Origin of the sequence: Paenibacillus sp. FSL W7-1287 (genome assembly GCF_038004245.1) — a bacterium.
GTDB classification, from domain to species: Bacteria; Bacillota; Bacilli; order Paenibacillales; family Paenibacillaceae; genus Pristimantibacillus; species Pristimantibacillus camelliae.
In genome coordinates this window covers 2,309,727-2,326,973 of sequence record NZ_JBBORD010000001.1, presented here as the reverse complement: position 1 = coordinate 2,326,973, position 17,247 = coordinate 2,309,727, and the positions used below count along the sequence as shown (strand labels likewise).

17 protein-coding genes are annotated in these 17,247 nt (G+C 41.2%); 4 read left to right on the top strand and 13 right to left on the bottom strand.

Going from position 1 to position 17,247, the window contains the following annotated elements; genetic code table 11:
- Positions 1 to 47 precede the first annotated feature (47 nt).
- The 6 genes from helD to NSQ99_RS10560 form a co-directional block, all read right to left on the bottom strand.
- Complete coding sequence (gene helD, locus NSQ99_RS10585; RefSeq protein ID WP_340836480.1) at positions 48 to 2,468, bottom strand: RNA polymerase recycling motor HelD; 2,421 nt, start codon at positions 2,466 to 2,468, stop codon at positions 48 to 50.
- A gap of 291 nt (positions 2,469 to 2,759) precedes the next feature.
- Positions 2,760 to 3,467, bottom strand: a complete 708-nt coding sequence (locus NSQ99_RS10580) for an FAD-dependent oxidoreductase (RefSeq protein WP_340836479.1) — start codon at positions 3,465 to 3,467, stop codon at positions 2,760 to 2,762.
- A gap of 54 nt (positions 3,468 to 3,521) precedes the next feature.
- A complete protein-coding gene (locus NSQ99_RS10575) occupies positions 3,522 to 3,626 on the bottom strand; it encodes a hypothetical protein (RefSeq protein ID WP_340838774.1) in 105 nt (34 codons plus the stop codon).
- Positions 3,627 to 3,679: 53 nt separating this feature from the next.
- Positions 3,680 to 3,988: an ArsR/SmtB family transcription factor gene (locus NSQ99_RS10570; RefSeq protein WP_340836478.1), complete on the bottom strand. Its 309-nt coding sequence runs from the start codon at positions 3,986 to 3,988 to the stop codon at positions 3,680 to 3,682.
- A 170-nt stretch (positions 3,989 to 4,158) separates the two neighbouring features.
- A complete protein-coding gene (locus NSQ99_RS10565) occupies positions 4,159 to 6,411 on the bottom strand; it encodes an excinuclease ABC subunit UvrA (protein WP_340838773.1) in 2,253 nt (750 codons plus the stop codon).
- A gap of 84 nt (positions 6,412 to 6,495) precedes the next feature.
- The gene (locus NSQ99_RS10560) at positions 6,496 to 7,038 is read right to left on the bottom strand and encodes a hypothetical protein (RefSeq protein WP_340836477.1); all 543 of its coding nucleotides are present in this window, start codon (positions 7,036 to 7,038) and stop codon (positions 6,496 to 6,498) included.
- A 181-nt stretch (positions 7,039 to 7,219) separates the two neighbouring features.
- Here NSQ99_RS10560 and NSQ99_RS10555 point away from each other — a divergent pair, with 181 nt between their 5' ends.
- Positions 7,220 to 9,115, top strand: coding sequence for a terpene cyclase/mutase family protein (locus NSQ99_RS10555; RefSeq protein WP_340836475.1), 1,896 nt, complete (start codon positions 7,220 to 7,222; stop codon positions 9,113 to 9,115).
- Between the two features lie 58 nt (positions 9,116 to 9,173).
- Positions 9,174 to 9,512, top strand: coding sequence for a L,D-transpeptidase (locus tag NSQ99_RS10550; protein WP_340836474.1), 339 nt, complete (start codon positions 9,174 to 9,176; stop codon positions 9,510 to 9,512).
- Positions 9,513 to 9,604: 92 nt separating this feature from the next.
- On the opposite strand, the gene NSQ99_RS10545 is transcribed toward NSQ99_RS10550, so the two are convergent.
- Both NSQ99_RS10545 and NSQ99_RS10540 read right to left on the bottom strand, forming a co-directional pair.
- Entirely contained in the window at positions 9,605 to 9,973 is a 369-nt protein-coding gene (locus NSQ99_RS10545) for a hypothetical protein (protein ID WP_340836473.1), read from the bottom strand.
- A gap of 18 nt (positions 9,974 to 9,991) precedes the next feature.
- A complete protein-coding gene (locus tag NSQ99_RS10540) occupies positions 9,992 to 10,150 on the bottom strand; it encodes a YfhD family protein (RefSeq protein WP_340836471.1) in 159 nt (52 codons plus the stop codon).
- A gap of 165 nt (positions 10,151 to 10,315) precedes the next feature.
- Here NSQ99_RS10540 and NSQ99_RS10535 point away from each other — a divergent pair, with 165 nt between their 5' ends.
- Positions 10,316 to 10,525, top strand: a complete 210-nt coding sequence (locus NSQ99_RS10535; RefSeq protein ID WP_251665277.1) for a hypothetical protein — start codon at positions 10,316 to 10,318, stop codon at positions 10,523 to 10,525.
- A 168-nt stretch (positions 10,526 to 10,693) separates the two neighbouring features.
- Here the strand turns inward: NSQ99_RS10535 and NSQ99_RS10530 are convergent, their stop codons facing one another.
- The 5 genes from NSQ99_RS10530 to NSQ99_RS10510 form a co-directional block, all read right to left on the bottom strand.
- Positions 10,694 to 11,674 (bottom strand): aldo/keto reductase, encoded by a 981-nt coding sequence (locus tag NSQ99_RS10530; RefSeq protein WP_340836468.1) that lies wholly within the window; start codon positions 11,672 to 11,674, stop codon positions 10,694 to 10,696.
- A 391-nt stretch (positions 11,675 to 12,065) separates the two neighbouring features.
- The gene (locus NSQ99_RS10525; protein WP_340836466.1) at positions 12,066 to 13,145 is read right to left on the bottom strand and encodes an AI-2E family transporter; all 1,080 of its coding nucleotides are present in this window, start codon (positions 13,143 to 13,145) and stop codon (positions 12,066 to 12,068) included.
- 85 nt (positions 13,146 to 13,230) lie between these two features.
- Positions 13,231 to 13,755 carry a helix-turn-helix domain-containing protein gene (locus NSQ99_RS10520; protein ID WP_251665274.1) on the bottom strand — a complete coding sequence of 175 codons (525 nt, stop codon included), beginning with the start codon at positions 13,753 to 13,755 and terminating at the stop codon, positions 13,231 to 13,233.
- 261 nt (positions 13,756 to 14,016) lie between these two features.
- On the bottom strand, positions 14,017 to 14,970 hold the full coding sequence (argC, locus tag NSQ99_RS10515; RefSeq protein WP_251665273.1) for an N-acetyl-gamma-glutamyl-phosphate reductase: 954 nt from the start codon (positions 14,968 to 14,970) through the stop codon (positions 14,017 to 14,019).
- A gap of 279 nt (positions 14,971 to 15,249) precedes the next feature.
- Complete coding sequence (locus NSQ99_RS10510) at positions 15,250 to 16,428, bottom strand: YhgE/Pip domain-containing protein (RefSeq protein WP_340836464.1); 1,179 nt, start codon at positions 16,426 to 16,428, stop codon at positions 15,250 to 15,252.
- Positions 16,429 to 16,622: 194 nt separating this feature from the next.
- Between NSQ99_RS10510 and NSQ99_RS10505 the strand changes: the two genes are divergently transcribed.
- On the top strand, positions 16,623 to 17,237 hold the full coding sequence (locus NSQ99_RS10505; protein WP_340836462.1) for a TetR/AcrR family transcriptional regulator: 615 nt from the start codon (positions 16,623 to 16,625) through the stop codon (positions 17,235 to 17,237).
- The last annotated feature ends 10 nt before the right edge of the window (positions 17,238 to 17,247 follow it).

The following is a 17,247-nucleotide window of genomic DNA, read 5'->3' as shown; positions in this document are numbered from 1 at the left end:
AGGAAAAGCCTTAACCAGTTTCGGCCAAGGCTTAATGCATTAGATTTTCAATACGAACCTTTCTCATACAGTTTCTCTGGTAGTGCCTGCACGAACGGTGACCATTCGCCAATTGAGTATAGATGAAGACGATGCATGGCCCGTGTACACGCGGTATACAGAAGCTTGCGTTCGTTCTCTTGACGATAGGATTCGGATGAAGCATCATAGACGAGGACTGCATCAAATTCTACACCCTTGGCAAGATACACAGGGATGACCTTTATTCCCTGATCAAAGCCTTCGGTCTCCTTCGTAACGAGGTGCAATGATTCAACGCCTTGGAATTTTAGCGATTCATAGGCCGCACGACTTTCGACTGCAGTCTTCGTAATAATCGCGATAGAGTCTAATCCTTCAGCCTTCAGCAACTCGATGTCTGAGACCATTTGTTGAACGCGGTTTTCTCCATCCTCCAATCTCTTAAGAAGTGGTTTTGGACCTCTCCTTTCAAAAGGAATAATACTATCTCCTTCAGGAAGCATAGATTTGGTGAATTCTACAATTTCTTTCGTTGAACGATAGCTGCGTAATAAGCGAATAAGCGTTGTTTCGGATTCACCGTATAGGTTAACAAGTTGAGAATTGGAAGAGTCTAAGCTTGTAGATTGCATAAAAATCGCTTGACCGAAATCACCGAGCACTGTCATTCGCGCACGAGGGAATAGCTTTTTAATATATTCATATTGGAACGGAGAATAATCCTGCCCCTCATCAACAAACACATATCGTATGTCCTTGTTCAATCGGACACCTTCGATGAGTTCTTTTACATACAAATAAGGCGTGGCATCCTCGTAAAGTAACTTGTTGTGGAGCAAGGATTCTTTAGTATGCTTGCATATTTCTGACCATAGAGATGGGACGAAAGCTGTATTTGTTCGCTCTAGATAAGTCGGTTCATCGACAAATAATTGAAGATAGATGCCTTTAATATCTACGAAAGAGAGCTTTCTCACGAATTTTCTTAATGGTTTGAAGTATTCTTTTACGATGCTGCGTCGCAGTAAGGTCTCCTCATTTTGCGCAAAGTCATAGTCGCTTTCATCCTTACGACGATTGTTGGTCACTATTTCACGAACTATAGCATACTGTTCGGCGATGTCTAATACTTCTCTATCTTTATGAAGCATTCCGAAGACTTCAGCATACTGCTCAGTGTCGAGGAGGTAGTTTAGTTCTTCCTCTACCCAATTTGCGTTTCGCTCAACACGCTCTAACAAGGCCAACTCATCTAGCAGCCATTCCTGCAACAGCATGATGCGATTGGAAAGCGATAGTGACTGGTCGTAGCTATAAAACTTCTCTTTCATTTGTTTTGCGGTAATAAGCTCTTGATCTCGAAAGTGAATCGATACAAAGCGCATACCTTCGCGTCCCAGCCATATACCATAGTTGTGTAAAGCGTTCAAGAAAGCCTCAGAAGCTTTATATTCCATACCTTGAAGACGAGCTTCATATTCCGGCGCTCCTTGTTCGGTTAATACATATTCCATTTGATCAAAAGGGTCCTCTGCCTGTAGTGATGAACCTACCCAGTAATTTAGGTATTCTTGAAAAGTCGTCTGCTGAATATTCTCTTCTCCTAGCTCAGGTAGAACGGTAGAGATATAGCTGTTAAACATCGGATTGGGTGAGAAAAGCACGATTTGATCGGCCTTTAACGTTTGGCGGTGTTTGTATAGCAAGTAAGCAACACGCTGCAATGCGGCAGACGTTTTCCCGCTCCCCGCAGCCCCCTGTACGATAAGCATTTTACCTTGTTCATTACGAATAATCGTATTCTGTTCCTTCTGTATCGTAGCCACGATCGTCTTCATCTGAGCATCGGCACCTTCGCCAAGCACTTGCTGCAGTAATTCATCACCGATCGTCTCATTAGCATCAAACATATTGATCAGTTGCCCCTGTTGTATCTGGAATTGTCGTTTCAGCTCCATGGTCCCTTCGATCTTACCTGCTGGAGTGTTATAAGACGCTTGGCCAGGAGTATGATCGTAGTACAAGCTCGCGATAGGCGTACGCCAATCATAGATGAGAAAGCTTAATTCGTCTTCGTCAATGAAGGAGGATACGCCAATGTAGATCTGTTCAATGTTCTCTTGTCCATCCTCGTGAAAGTCGAGGCGCCCAAAATAAGGAGATGAAAGCAAACGATTCATATTTTTCCATTGCTGCTGTAACTGTTTAAGTCCACGCTCGCGTTCAGCCAATAACGCGGACTGTTGGTTAATCGTATAGAAGGTCTCTTCGAAATCTTCTTGTGTGCTGGTATTAATCGTAACTTCTTCCCAAAATCTTTTTCGGATGTCTGTAGCTTGATCTCTTAGTCCTGCAACCTCGGGTTCCAGTTCATTAATTCTTGCCTTCAACTTGTTTCTGACCCATTTCAGCCGTTCCTGTTCTTGCTGCCATTCCTTCGCCTCCATGTGGAAACACACTCCTTATACCTTATTTTGGGAAATGCAAAGCGTGTTGACAAATCAAATCTGTAGTTGTATAATTAAGATATGATTAGGAAAACTATACGATTTTGTTTGATTTGAAAACGCCGCTATTGATTATATCATAGCGCTATTTTTGTTTCAATCTATTTTTAGCTCTTTTGATAAAGCAGTATGAACCCATTGTTTAGTGGTTAAACATATGTAGCGTCAAGCAGCCAAAGAAGCCCCTTGAAATACTCAAGGGGCTTCTTCTATTTGTTCTATTTGCGTTCATTAATACCCAAAAAAAGCATCCTTCTTAATATTGCGCTTTGGAATATTTTGATTTTTTACATAATTAGTGACATCGTCTACCATCGATTTTGGTCCTGCAATAAAATAATTGCCATTATCCTTATGTTTAGCTATAAACTTATCGATTTCCTGCTGCAACTCATCCTTCGATTCCATATATGTGATACGTATCGATGTGTTAGTGGCAATTCTGTCTAGCTCATCTTTATATAGATGTGTGTTGTTGCTATCCATATAAAGTAGCTGAATGCCTTTCTGCTCATTACTACCTTCTACTTCTAATTGTTTTAAGATCGAACGAAAAGGCGTAATTCCAATTCCTCCAGCAATAAAGAGTGAAGGTCGAGAATCTGTTGGATAAAAAGCTCCTACAGGTCCGCCCATTTTTATACTCATACCAGGCTTTAGCTCGAGCAATGCCTGCTTGAATTCACTTGGTTCGCCACTAATCCGTGTTGTTATTCGTACAACATTCTCTGAAGGTGCTGATGCGATGCTGAACGGTTTTGTACCGTTTTTGATAGACTTGTGAGTAATGCTTAACAAGCCATATTGCCCGGCATTCCAGGTTAAGCTCTTGTCTATTTCAAACAGAAAAGTGTATACCTCATCTGCTTCCTTGTAGCTTTCTCGAAACATTAATTCCTTCTTTTTGAAAACCGAGATCATATCTTTAATAAAACTCATACATCCCTCTCCTTAAGTTTATTTTCCCATAGTAAAACAATAATTTGTTGCAAATTACAAAGTCTCGAGCATTTTTTCTAGTCCTTCAACCATGCTAGCCCAGCCATATTTCGCGCCATGGAAGGCTTGATTTTCTTTTTCAAATCCAGTTTGCTCCAGCTGTAAGTGCGTTATCCCATTCTCTTCCTTTAACGTCCATGTAACGATCGTATTTATCGGTCCAAGTGCATTACTTTTTCATTCCAGAATTTTTCGTAAAAGGACACCCAGTCTTGAATTTCTTGAAGGGGGTCTGCATTCAGACGATATCTTGTTTCTCTGCCTACCTTACGATCCGTTACGAGTTGAGCTTCTTTAAGTATAGTCAAATGCTTAGAAACAGCCGTACGTCCCATGTTAAAATGGGAAGTTAATTCATGCAGAGGAAGCTCCTCTGCATCAGCCAATAAACGTAACAATTCACGCCTCGTCGGGTCTGCTATCGCTATATACACATCACGCTCTTGTTTATTCTCGTTCAATTTCCTCCACCCTTTACCTAATTGGACACCAATCAGTGTCTCAATTATATGACACCAATTGGTGTCCAGTGAAACTTTTTTTAGCACATAATAAATAGGAGACCCCTGTGAATAAGGATCTCCAGTAAGGCTTATCTATTTAATCGTGGACGTAACCGTATTGACTGCGGTTATTTCAAGTACTTCCCTGTAATCGACTGCTCCGCACCAATGATCTGAGAAGGTGTGCCTTCGAACACGACCTGGCCACCCTTACTACCTCCATCTGGTCCCATGTCAATGATCCAATCAGCTTGACTTATCACTTCAAGATTATGCTCGATGACGATAACGGTATTACCAGCGTCCACAAGTCGGTTCATGATCGCTAGCAGATGACCGATATCGGACGTATGCAGACCTGTCGTGGGCTCGTCCATGACATAAATGCTGCCGTTCTTATGCAGCTCACTTGCTAGCTTAATACGGTGACATTCTCCCCCTGACAATGTGCTGAGCGGCTGACCTAGTGTAATATAATTCAGTCCTACATCACTCATCGCCTGCAGCTTGCGCTTGACTTCCTTCAGCTCAAAAAACTCTAAAGCCTGCTCTACTGTCATTTGCAGTACATCGGCAATCGACTTTCCATTCAGCTTGTACTCAAGCACCTCTTCCTTGAATCTTCTGCCTTCACATACTTCACAGGGCAGCTTCACGCTATCTAGAAATGCTAGATCCGTATACACAACGCCCAGTCCTTGACAATGCTCACAGGCTCCTTTGGAATTAAAGCTAAACAAGCCTGCACTCACCTTATTGGCAGAAGCGAATGCTTTGCGCACATCATCCATAATACCGGTATAGGTTGCAGGATTCGAGCGGGTTGACACCCCTACCGCCGATTGGTCAATGACGATTGTGTCAGGGTGCTGACTAAGAAATATTTCATTGATGAGCGTACTTTTACCTGATCCTGCAACTCCGGTAACGACAGTAAGCACAGCGGTTGGAATATCTACGCTAACGGTTTTTAGATTATGCAAGGTTGCATCCTTGATCGAAAGCTTGCCAGATAGCTGTCTGCACTCTTGCTTCAGCTGGAGCTGATGCTTCATATGGTTGCCTGTTAATGTACCTGATTCCAGTAAACCTTGATAGCTCCCTTCGTATACGATATTTCCCCCTCGACTGCCAGCATAAGGGCCGACATCAATGATATGATCGGCTACCTTAATAACATCAGGATCATGCTCGACCACAATGACCGTATTCCCTTTATCTCGCAGCTTCTGCAGCAATTCATTGAGACGATGCACATCTCGTGGATGTAAGCCAACGCTAGGCTCATCGAAGATATACGTAACATCAACGAGACTACCACTTAGATGCTTTACCATCTTGACGCGCTGTGATTCACCGCCAGACAAGGTGTCCGTCTGACGATCGAGTGTCAAATAATCCAGTCCGATATCGACCAGATGCTGCAATCGTTCCGTAAGTGATTTGATGATGGAGGAAGCAACCTCATTGTCAATCTCCTTCACGACTCGAATGAGCTGACCGACCTCCATTGCAGACATCTCAGCAATATTAAGTCCATTGATTTTACAGCTAAGTGCAGCTTGACTCAGCCTTGCACCGTGACAGCTGGAGCATGGTCCCTCGGAGATGAATGGTGCAACCGCTTTTTGGGTACGTTCTGACTTTGCTTTTAGATCCTGCTTTATGTATTTGTTAGTGAATTTCTCGATAACGCCTTCCACTGTAATATTCGTTGGCTTTCCTGCAAATTCTACTTTTACTTTTTTAGCCTTACCGTACAAAAGCTGTTCCAGTTCTTCCTCTGAATAGTCGCTTAGCTTCTTATCAGGGTCGAAGCCAGACTGTACGACCATTGACCAATCCCAGCCGTTTACTGCATAATCTGGCAGCATCAATGCCCCATCATTCAACGATTTTGACATGTCAATGGCTTTGTTCATGTCTACACCTAGCTTTCGACCTAGCCCATTACACTTAGGACACATGCCCTGTGGATCGTTAAAGGAGAACATATTGACATGTCCAATATGGGGTTGACCTATTCTGGAGAAAAGTAGCCTTAATATTGGTGATATATCTGTAATCGTTCCCATTGTTGAATGAGAACCGCCGCCGAGACGCTTCTGGTCCACAATAACAGCCATACTCAGGTTTTCGATCGCATCCGCGTCAGGCTGTGGATAGCGAGGTAGAAAATTTCGAACGAACATACTAAAGTTTTCATTCAATAAGCGTTGTGATTCTGCTGCAATTGTATCGAAGACAATTGAAGATTTTCCAGAACCAGATACGCCGGTAAAGATGGTGATTTTTCGTTTAGGAATCCGTAGCGAAACGTTTTTAAGATTATTCTCTCTTGCAGATGAGATAATAATATATTCTTGATTCGATTCACTCATAGTAACACCCTTTCTATAGGTTTGATTAGCTCGAACGATTATTATACCATTCATTGTGTATAATTCTAGAGGAGTCTAAACCATTTATTTCACACGATATCTCGCATAGACATCATCCACAAATTGAACAACCTCTTCCTTTCTTGAAACTAAACTGTCGAGTTGCTCCTCTTCAAGATCGGAGAGTAATGTACCATTATATAGACATAATAAATGACCGTAGTTTAATGGTTTATTCACACCTACCATACGAGAAAGCTCGGCAATTTCATAGCCAAGCTGCTCAGGAGTTATTTGCATTCCAAGGCCCATAAAGATCTGGTCATATTCGCCTGACTCTATGGGCTTAGTAGTGCTTGAACCTGTAAAATATGAATGAATATAATGATCGATTCTAGCCGTGTACTTTTTCCAGGTGATGTCAGCTTCTATATCTTGATAATATCTCTTTTGTTCAGGATCAATTGAAAAGCAGCGCGGAACTGCAATCCAGTCTCGATACTCCTCTGAATGTAATACCTTCTGCAGCGCTTCTTCTACCGTATTTCCTTCCAAGAGATAATGACGAGCAAGCGCGTTAATTCTTTTCGATAATTCCCAATCACGATTAATGATTTTTTCATCCATCGAACGGCCTCCTTAGCAGATTCAATAATACGGAGCACATAGATGAGGTTTACATAAGATGAAGCAGCTATTATACAGTATATCGATAACTGTATAATATTGTAAATCTATTAACTTCACCTTCTATACATGAATGCGGCTTCGTTTCTATATAATTTATAAACTGCATAGGAGGTGTAGCATGAATCCCGAACGAATTCGAGAGCTTGATTTAAAAGCGGACATCAACCAATTAACTAGGTTTCTTATACAGCAGCAGCAAGCGGACGGTACTTGGCGTTTTTGCTTTGAGAATGGCACGATTATTGACGCGTATATGATAATTTTATTGCGAACATTACATTATGAGGACGAAGCATTCATTGGGCAGCTCCACCAACGAATTATAAAGGAGCAGCTGCCCAATGGATGCTGGAAGCTTTATGAGGATGAAGAGGATGGAAATTTAGCTGCGACGATCGATAATTTACAAGCGTTGCTGTTTTCTGGCTACAGCCAATTAAACGATGATAGCATCTTGAAAGCTAAACAGTTTATTCGCTCTAGAGGAGGAATCACTAACACGAAAGGTTTATTATGCAAAGCGATGCTCGCCATTACAGGACAGCAGCGCTGGCCCAAAGCTATCTCATCCATCCCTATGGAAATGCTCCTCCTACCTACTTATTTACCTATTAATTTCTTTGAGTTTTCAGGCTACTCACGAGTTCATCTTATCCCTATGCTTATTATGGCTAAGCAAGACTTCCACATCCAGTCTCCTTATCCACTAGATGACCTATTCGTTTATCCTTCGACTCGTTATGAAGCTGAGGAATTCGAATCTGCTTCGTATCAACTGATGCAGGAGCGGATAGAAGAAGGTCGTAATCGTTTATTGGGTTCCTCTCTGAACGATATCGCCTCTGAAAAAGCGGTGCAATTTATGCTTGATAGAATTGAGGATGATGGAACACTGTACAGCTATGCAAGCTCTACGATCTTAATGGTTTTCTCTTTATTAGCATTAGGCTATGATCGTCAGCATCCAACCATTATAAAAGCAATCGAGGGGCTTATACAGATGAGGTGTTATAGCTCAAGTCATACCGTTACAATACAAAACTCGCCATCAACGATATGGGATACTGCATTGCTAAGCTATGCACTGCAGCAAGCCAACGTGAAAGCTAGTCATCCTGCTATCTTAAAAGCGAATTCGTATATAGTAAACATGCAGCAGCACAAAAAAGGAGACTGGAGCGTACATAACGAAGGAGCAGCTCCTGGCGGCTGGGGGTTTTCTGAGTCAAACACGATCAATCCCGATATTGACGATACGACTGCGGCATTACGTGCGATCTATAGCATGTCTCAGGAAAATGAGTCCTATAAAGAAGCTTCAGTCTTAGGTCTAAATTGGGTGCTCTCTATGCAAAACAACGACGGTGGCTGGCCTGCATTTGAGAAGAACGTAGATAATAAAATGGTGACGTGGTTAGCGTTAGATGGTTCGAAAGCAGCAGCGATTGATCCTTCGACTGCAGACTTAACAGGTCGAACGCTTGAATACCTCGGCCATTACAGTCAGCTTAAGCACGACAATCATCATATTCAGCGTGGCGTTCGATGGCTAATGAACAATCAAGAGGCCGATGGCTCATGGTATGGAAAATGGGGAATTTGTTATATTTATGGCACGTGGGCAGCATTAACTGGCCTAAGTGCAGTAGGGATTACTTCGAGCGACAAACAAGTGCAGAAAGCGATAGAGTGGCTGTATTCCATACAGAATCGAGATGGTGGCTGGGGAGAATCATGTACAAGTGATCGCCGCATGCAGTACACCCCTCTACATTATAGCACCCCCTCTCAAACGGCATGGGCATTAGATGCTTTAATTGCTATGCATGATCAACCGACTTCTGCAATTAACAGTGGTATGAAAAGGTTAATGGCATTAATTAATGAAAACGGCTGGCCTACGATATACCCTACAGGGGCTGGTCTGCCAGGTAACTTTTATGTTCATTATAATAGCTATCGATATATCTATCCCCTACTCGCCTTAAGTCATTATTATAAAAAATATGTATAAGCTTAGCCCAGTCATCCGCTCGTAGCTTCTCATATGAATAACTAGGAGGCTGATGCGGATGCCAAACTACAGAATTATTGTAGATCTTTCTGATAGGATGCTTTATCTTCTTGATTCCGATACAGTTGTTCGAGGATTTCCAGTAGGAATTGGTAAGATGGTGTCGAAAACACCAGTTGGTGAATTCACCATCGTCAATAAACAGCGCAATCCTGGCGGTCCATTTGGTGCTTTTTGGATGGGTTTATCCAAACCACACTATGGCATACACGGTACGAATAACCCTGCTTCGATCGGTCATGAGGTCTCGCAAGGATGTATACGCATGTATAATGAGGATGTCTTGCAGCTAGCAGAAACTGTATCTGTTGGAACAAAAGTAACGATACGCCGGTGAGTGGTCACCGGCGTATCGTTATTTGTATGTCTGCTCTTACATATCGAATGCTACTGCATATGATGTGGCAAAATTAGTGTGAACGCTAAGCTCTATATAAGCCCACCAGCCTGCTCACATATTTGCATTGTTTGATGATGAACGCTTTCATCAACGACAACGGTCAGTAGTATGTCTCTCCCTGTTGGTCCATGATCGCCACCGCTGCTATAACCACTTGCGTCTGTACCGGCTGCCAATAATATTCCATCATCTCTACTAGAGATATCCGCATTAAGTGAAAGCGTGGCAAGGCTTGAAATATATCCGGTAACAGGATTCGTAATACTGTTTAGTTCTCCTCCAGGATTTTTGGAGAAACGATCAATACTCATATCAATCGTGCCTAATGCTTCTAATTGTTTTGCTGCTTTTTGTGCTTCTTCCGGACTCTTAAAATACGCTAATATATTTTTCTCCAACTACTGCAGCCTTCTTTCTTACTCGTATTCGGAATCCTGTCTACGATCTGCTTGCTCCATACGCTCGAGTGCCTCCATATCTTCTTCGTCGGCTAGCTCCATCGAAAACTCTACATCCTCAATACCGTTTATCGGTAGCTTTTTCTGAGATTGATTTTGTCTACGCTTGTTCTCCATTTCTTTATCACCTCACAGCATGATTTTCGTTATTTTGTCCGTTTTTTATGTTTTTATGACGCTTATAAAGACACCAATGGTTGAATGGTTTAGACGTACATATTTATTGAGCTAAATTCAAAGGATATGACCGCAGTCCATTATTTTTAAAGGAGGAGTAATAGCATGAACAACCAACAAAAAAATCAAAATCAACAGCAAGCACAACAACAAGCTAATCAACCATTAAATAATTTAGCGCCGCTGAACAAAGAAGGAAAAGAGGCTTGCAGTATCAGTAACAACGATACGAATTTTATTTTTAATGGTGGCGAAGAAATTACAGAATTTCAGCAGGAAAGAAAAATATTTAGTGAAAACAGACCAGCTGAATAAATAAATGCTCCTGATAAAGAGTCAGAAGTGTTCAATATGAATCATTGAATCACTCTCACTCTGCGAAATGAAATAATTGTTCGATTGAACAAAAACAGGTGAAGCAAGGAATTTACATTCTCCTGCTTCATCTGTATTATCTATTATCGTAAGCGACAAACGCTTGATCTATAAAGCTCCAACGACTTTATGTGGTACATAAAGCTCCTCTAATGAAGCGATCTCTTCATCGGTCAGCTTTAAAGTAATCGATTGTACGGACTCCTCTAGCTGCTCTATACTCGTCACTCCAATGATTGGAGCAGTTACGGCTTCCTTCTGAAGCAGCCAAGCAAGAGACACATGCGAGCGAGGAACTCCGCGACTCTCTGCAATCATCGTTACGCGGTCGGCAATCAATCGGTCTGATTCAGCGGTAGCACCGTATTTCGATTGTTGCGCTTTATCGGTTTTAGAACGAATGGTCTCCGTTGTCCACTCGCGCGCTAAACGCCCCGCAGCTAATGGACTATAAGGAATTACACCGATGTTTTCCTCTCTGCAGAGTGGCATCATCTCACGCTCTTCTTCCCGATAAATAAGATTCATATGGTTCTGCATGGACACGAAGCGAGTCCAGCCATTCGAATCGGCGACATGCAGCGCCTTAAGGAATTGCCATGCATACATAGCTGAAGCGCCTATGTATCTTACCTTCCCAGCTTTAACGACATCATGCAAAGCTTCCATCGTCTCTTCAATCGGTGTATGGTAATCCCAACGATGAATTTGGTACAGATCCACATAATCTGTTCCAAGTCTCTTAAGGCTTTTATCAATTTCTGACATAATCGCTTTACGTGAAAGACCAGCTCCATTCGGTCCTTCATGCATTCTGAAGAATACCTTTGTTGCGATAACGACCTCATCACGGTTCGTGTAGTCCTTCAACGCTCTACCGACAATTTCCTCACTAGCTCCTTCGGAATAAATATTGGCCGTATCAAAAAAGTTAATTCCTAGCTCTAATGCCTTCTTAATGATCGGACGACTGTTTTCTTCATTAAGCACCCATGGATGAGTCCATTTTGTGGCATCGCCAAAGCTCATACAACCGAGACAAATTCGAGAAACATCCAAACCAGTATTGCCTAGCTTTATGTATTCCATTTATTTACCTCGCCTTCTCACTATAGAATGATAAGATAAGAGTTCACAGCAATTATCTCATATGGACAAATTTGTATCAACTTAATGGCCAGAGCAGTCAGTTAACTGAATTGTCACAACTATGAAGACTTTTCGAAAGAAGCGTATTCTTATATAAATTGATTGTTTATTTTGCTAAAATAGGAAGCAATCAATACCTAATGTATAAATACTTCTAGAGGAGGAAAATATAATGCTGCCAACGATTTTGGTTCTAGTTATGCTTTCCACATTTGCCTATCTTTTTGTTGCAGGTATAAGCATCATTAAGAATGACCACCAGTAATACGAGATCGTATACATAAAAACGAGCGCATCTATTAACTAGATACGCTCGTTTTTATGTTTAGTGCTATAGGTTTTCCCATTTCTCCTTAAAGAACAACGTATAAACCTTGATCGCAATAACCTTTAGAATGAGATAGGCTGGTATCACGATAATCATAGCGATAATCCCACCCATTTTCCCTGCACCTAGTACAAGGATAATTGTAGTTAGAGGATGTATATTTAACTGCTTCCCAAAAATATAAGGTGCAATCAGATTATCCTGAATTTGCTGTGCTAGCAAAATAATGACCAGAGACCATATCGCCTTGGACGGTGAATCCACTAGTGCGACGATTACAATTGGTACTGAGGATAATATTGCTCCCACGAATGGAATGAAATTTGCGATAACCGCAATGGTTGTCAGCAGCAGTGCATATGGCAAATCAATTATGATAAAGCCAATGTACATCAACACACCTAAAAAAACATTGACTAGTACTCGACCGACAATAAAGCTGCTAAGTACTTTATCAAATTCCTCGAGCATTTCCTGTACATCGTTCTTAAAACGCACTGGAGATCCATTAACAATGCGCGTCGGCAGCTTCTCGCCTTCCTTAAGTAAAAAGAACAGAATAATTGGTGTGATAAATAGTACAATGGTGAAATTGGACACGAAGCTCACTAGACTACCGATATAAGCATTGATGCTTGATAGTCCTTTATTAATGTAGTTGGATACCGTCGACCAATCAAAGTCCGTAGCTGGGAAAATCGTTCGGAAAATTTCCTGCTGCTGCAATTCTGTAATCTGTTTACCGATGGCATCAAAGAAGCTAGGTGCATTTTCTATCAAACTGATAAACTGTTTTTGCAGCAATGGCAGCATCGCGACGATGAACCAAACAACTAATGCCGAAAGTATTAAAAAGATGATGAGGATCGAAAAGATTTTTTTTATTCTGTATTTAGCGAGTAAACGAATAACGGGCCGCAACAGATAATAAAAAAACGCCGCTAACAGGATAGGAACGAAGATCACCTGAATTAATCCATACAAAGAGGTAAACAAGTAATCTACCTTAGAGTATAGAAAGACAATGACAAATATCAGCGCAACAAGCAAAGCAATCTGAATGGTTCGATTTAATTTGAACAAAGATATTACTCCTTTAACAGGTTATGTATGATGCAATGTGTTCAAGCATTACATACGTTTATATGCGCATTTGGTTTTATAAAATTTATTGTGAGTTCACCTGGACTTGTGTAGTCGACTGAAATTCTAGAGTAATATTGGCTCCCCCTGTTAAAGCATCTAAGGTTTGCCTGATCAGGAAGGAATATTTAGTTTGAAGCCACTCCATGGAAAATGGATTCGGACAACAAACGATGAGTGTTTCGTTTTCTAATCTTCCGGTTGCAGTTTGGAACCATGTCTTGTAGCTTTGTGCATTTATTTGTTTTTCTATTACTTTTAATACTTCACTCCATACTAACTCTGACGAATCTGAACTCGTTATTTCAGTCTTTACGACGTTCTCATCCGTTAGCCCTTCACTATGTCCTAACAATATTTGTTCCATCGTCAGGTTAAACAGTTTTGTGAGCCGTAATAACTGTTCAATATCAGGCAAACTCATCCCTTTTTCCCATTTAGATACAGCTTGATGACTTATGCCGAGCATCTCAGATAACTCTACTTGTGTCATGTTTTTATTCTTTCTACATTGCAAAATTCTCTCGCCGATTTTTTTATAATCCAGCATATACTCTCTCCTCTCTTACTCTGAAGAATCAGATTATACTAATTTCATCATAGCAAATTGAGCTATAAAGCTGTAGCGAGCGTTAGTTGAAGAGCTTTTGCAACTGTTAGTTGCTAAGATAAACGTATTAGAACTTGCACTATCGATATATTGTACAAAAATAGCTGCAAGAGCATTAACAGTAAATAGAATAGTTAGCATATGTGCCTATGATCACATAAAACGGCAGCCCACGTTCACCGGCTGCCATCGATTCATCAATCATTTTACTAAACCGTTGCATTCATCAAAACCGAGCATAAGATTCATATTCTGTATCGCAGCACCCGATGCACCTTTTCCTAAATTATCATAACGAGATATGATATTGATGTTGTCATTATTGCCGAATACGAAGATTTCCAAACGGTTTGTATGATTGCATGCCGTAATGTCGAATCTTCCATGATCGTGGTATGCTTCAGATTGAAATGGCATGACATGAATAAATGGTTCCGACGAATAGTACTCCGCTAAAGCCTCATGGATCTCTTGGGCAGTGGATTTTTTCGGTAGCATTCTGCTTATTAGCGGAATGGTCATTGCCATCCCTTGCCGATAATTTGCGATAACCGGTGTAAACAGCGGTTCATGCGAGAGTCCAGCATACATGCTCATTTCAGGTAAGTGCTTATGATCGAGCCGCAATGCATAATGCTTTGGAGCATGCAAAAGCTTTGACGCTATGTGCACTGGATTCTCATATTCCTCAATCCCACTTCTACCTGCACCTGAATACCCCGTTAGTGAATAGCACGATATTGGATAATCCTTTTGAAGTAAGCCAGCATCGATGAGTGGTCGAATGGTTAAGATAAAGCCAGTGGCGTGACAGCCTGGGACAGATACTTTAGAGGCGGCTCGAATGAGCTCTCGTTGACCTTTAATCTCGGGCAAACCGAACACCCAATCGTTGTCAGTCCTGAAGGCAGTACTCGTATTAATAACTCTAGTGTCTGTATTCTTAATTAGCTCGATGGATTCTCTTGCCGCAGAATCAGGTAGACATAGAAATACAAGATCAGCTTGATTAAGCAGCTTGCTGCGTTCCGTTGTGTTCTTTCTCTTGTCAGCATCTATGCGCATAACCTCTATGTTTGCTAGCTTTGATAAATCCTCAACAATCTTTAAACCAGTCGTGCCTTCTTGCCCGTCGATAAACACATTATATTTCATTCTCTCCCTCCAAACATGGTATACATATGTTCAATATTGCATAATTATACATTCATATGTAATTTTATTCAATTACTAATACCTTACTTATGCGCATGTAAGCCATACAGCAGTACATTACGTTTACCATGCTTCTATCTCACAAGAGAATTTTATTAATCGTGTTGTTGCTCACAACTAACAAACGGTAGCAAAGTTAATCTAGCTACCGTTTGTTCAAGTTCTATGAGTCCATTCATTTTTTAATACATTTACATGTATGCTGTCGTACAACCTTTGTTATTTACTTGTAGGTAGCGACAGTAACCCCGTCTTCTGCTTATCAGTCTTTTCCTTTCGAGCACTTGAAGCTAGTAGAACTACTGCTGCAACGGCTGCAATGCACCACATGACACGATATGCTAATGACATCCCTTCTCCACCGTAATACATGATCGTTCTTAGACCAGCTGCTGCGTAACGAAGCGGAGTCCATGAATATAGCCAGTCTTGAGTTGTTTGCGACATAAACTCAGGTGCCATATTTAACAATGGTAACGAGAAGAACAGAAGCAACACAAGTAAACCAATTGCCGGGAAACCGATCCAGCTTAACAGTGCTGATTGGAGGAGGAAAAAAGCAGCAGCTACAAGCCACAAGAACAACCAAACGTGCAAAGGATTACTTATATGCATTCCATACCAAATATTGGCCATCCAAACCGTAAAGCCTGATGCAGCAGCAGTTAAGACCAATCCTACAATTAATTGTACAGCAACAACTGCGAATCTACGATCGGTTGTTTGTCGACAATTTCTAACAGCTAAAAATAGGAAAATAGAGCATATCAAGCTTCCAATCCAAATTACCTGCGTCAAAATATTTGGTGCAGTGCCATTACCGTTATTACTGCCTACAGCATGGACGACGATCTCCTCTATATGGAACGGAGTTAATAGTGCTTTTGCAGTATGGATAGGCAATTGCTCTGCCTGTTCCCCTATTTGGCTCAATAGATTTTGAGAGATTTCGCTTTGCATCATATCCATCATTTGATTCAGCATAGTTTTAACTGCTGATGCAGCCTGACTATTCATTCCTTCATTAAGATATTGCTTAATTGTAGAAGGAACAGGTGAAGGAGATTGAATAGACAACACTCCTCTGCTGAAATCAGCCGGTATAATGAGGGCGCCATATACGTTTTGAGCTTCTAGCTCTACTTGAACATCACTTTCGGAGTCCATTGTAATCCAGTTAATTGGTAGCTGATCCAATTCTGTAACCTTTTGCTTCACTAATTCACCCAATGCTATCTTTTCGCCCGTTGGCAAATCCAATGGCTGATCAAGAACGACGAGAGCTACCGGTAATGCTTTAGCTTTTGCCCCTAATACTGAGCCCATCATCGCTAAACCAAAAATGATAAGTGCGACAAAAACAGCAGCTCCACCTATCCATAATATTTTCTGCTTCAATAAAGACAATTCCAACGCCTTCCTTTCATTTTAATGAACATGTTGTTGATTATTAATCACACTGTCAATTATAATGAGCATAGGAAAAACATCAATAATCAATAAACCGCCGAGATGTTCAATATTCAACACTTTCATTGCTATCTGTTGATTGAAAAATAAATTCGTATTAAGAAATTTGCGAAAGGAATGTAATGATGGTTAAAAAGACAGACTTGCGAAAGCTTCGAACAAGAAAGCTTCTTCGTCAGGCACTGGTTGAATTGATGCAGGAAAAAGGACTGGAGAAAATAACTGTTAGTGATCTTACGATGCGCGCTGAGATCAATCGTGGCACGTTCTATCTTCATTACAAGGATGTAACGGATCTGCTTCAACAATGTCAGCAACAATTGATGGATGAGCTCTCATTACTCGCGAATGAAATTCAAATCGATGAGCTGCTTACAGCTGCAAAGCGTGATGAGCCGTATGAGAAAATTGTTGCCATACTAGAGTTTTGGTATGAGCATACTGATTTTAGTAAGCTAATGCTAGGCCCTAAGGGAGATCCTGCATTCGCAATGGGCATAAGGAAATTTATGCAGCAAAAATTATTTAATAAACTTACTGACTTTATTCCAGAGGATCAAGCGGCGAATATTAAGGTGCCAAAGGATTACTTGATTGCATTTATCTCGTCGGCCAATGTCGGTGTACTGCAGCATTGGTTTGAATCAGGTCAGCATCAATCACCGCGAGAGCTGGCACTAATTATGACGCGTCTTATTGCTCAAGGACCGGTTAAGGTTACTGGCTTACATGAATAATCATCCGCTC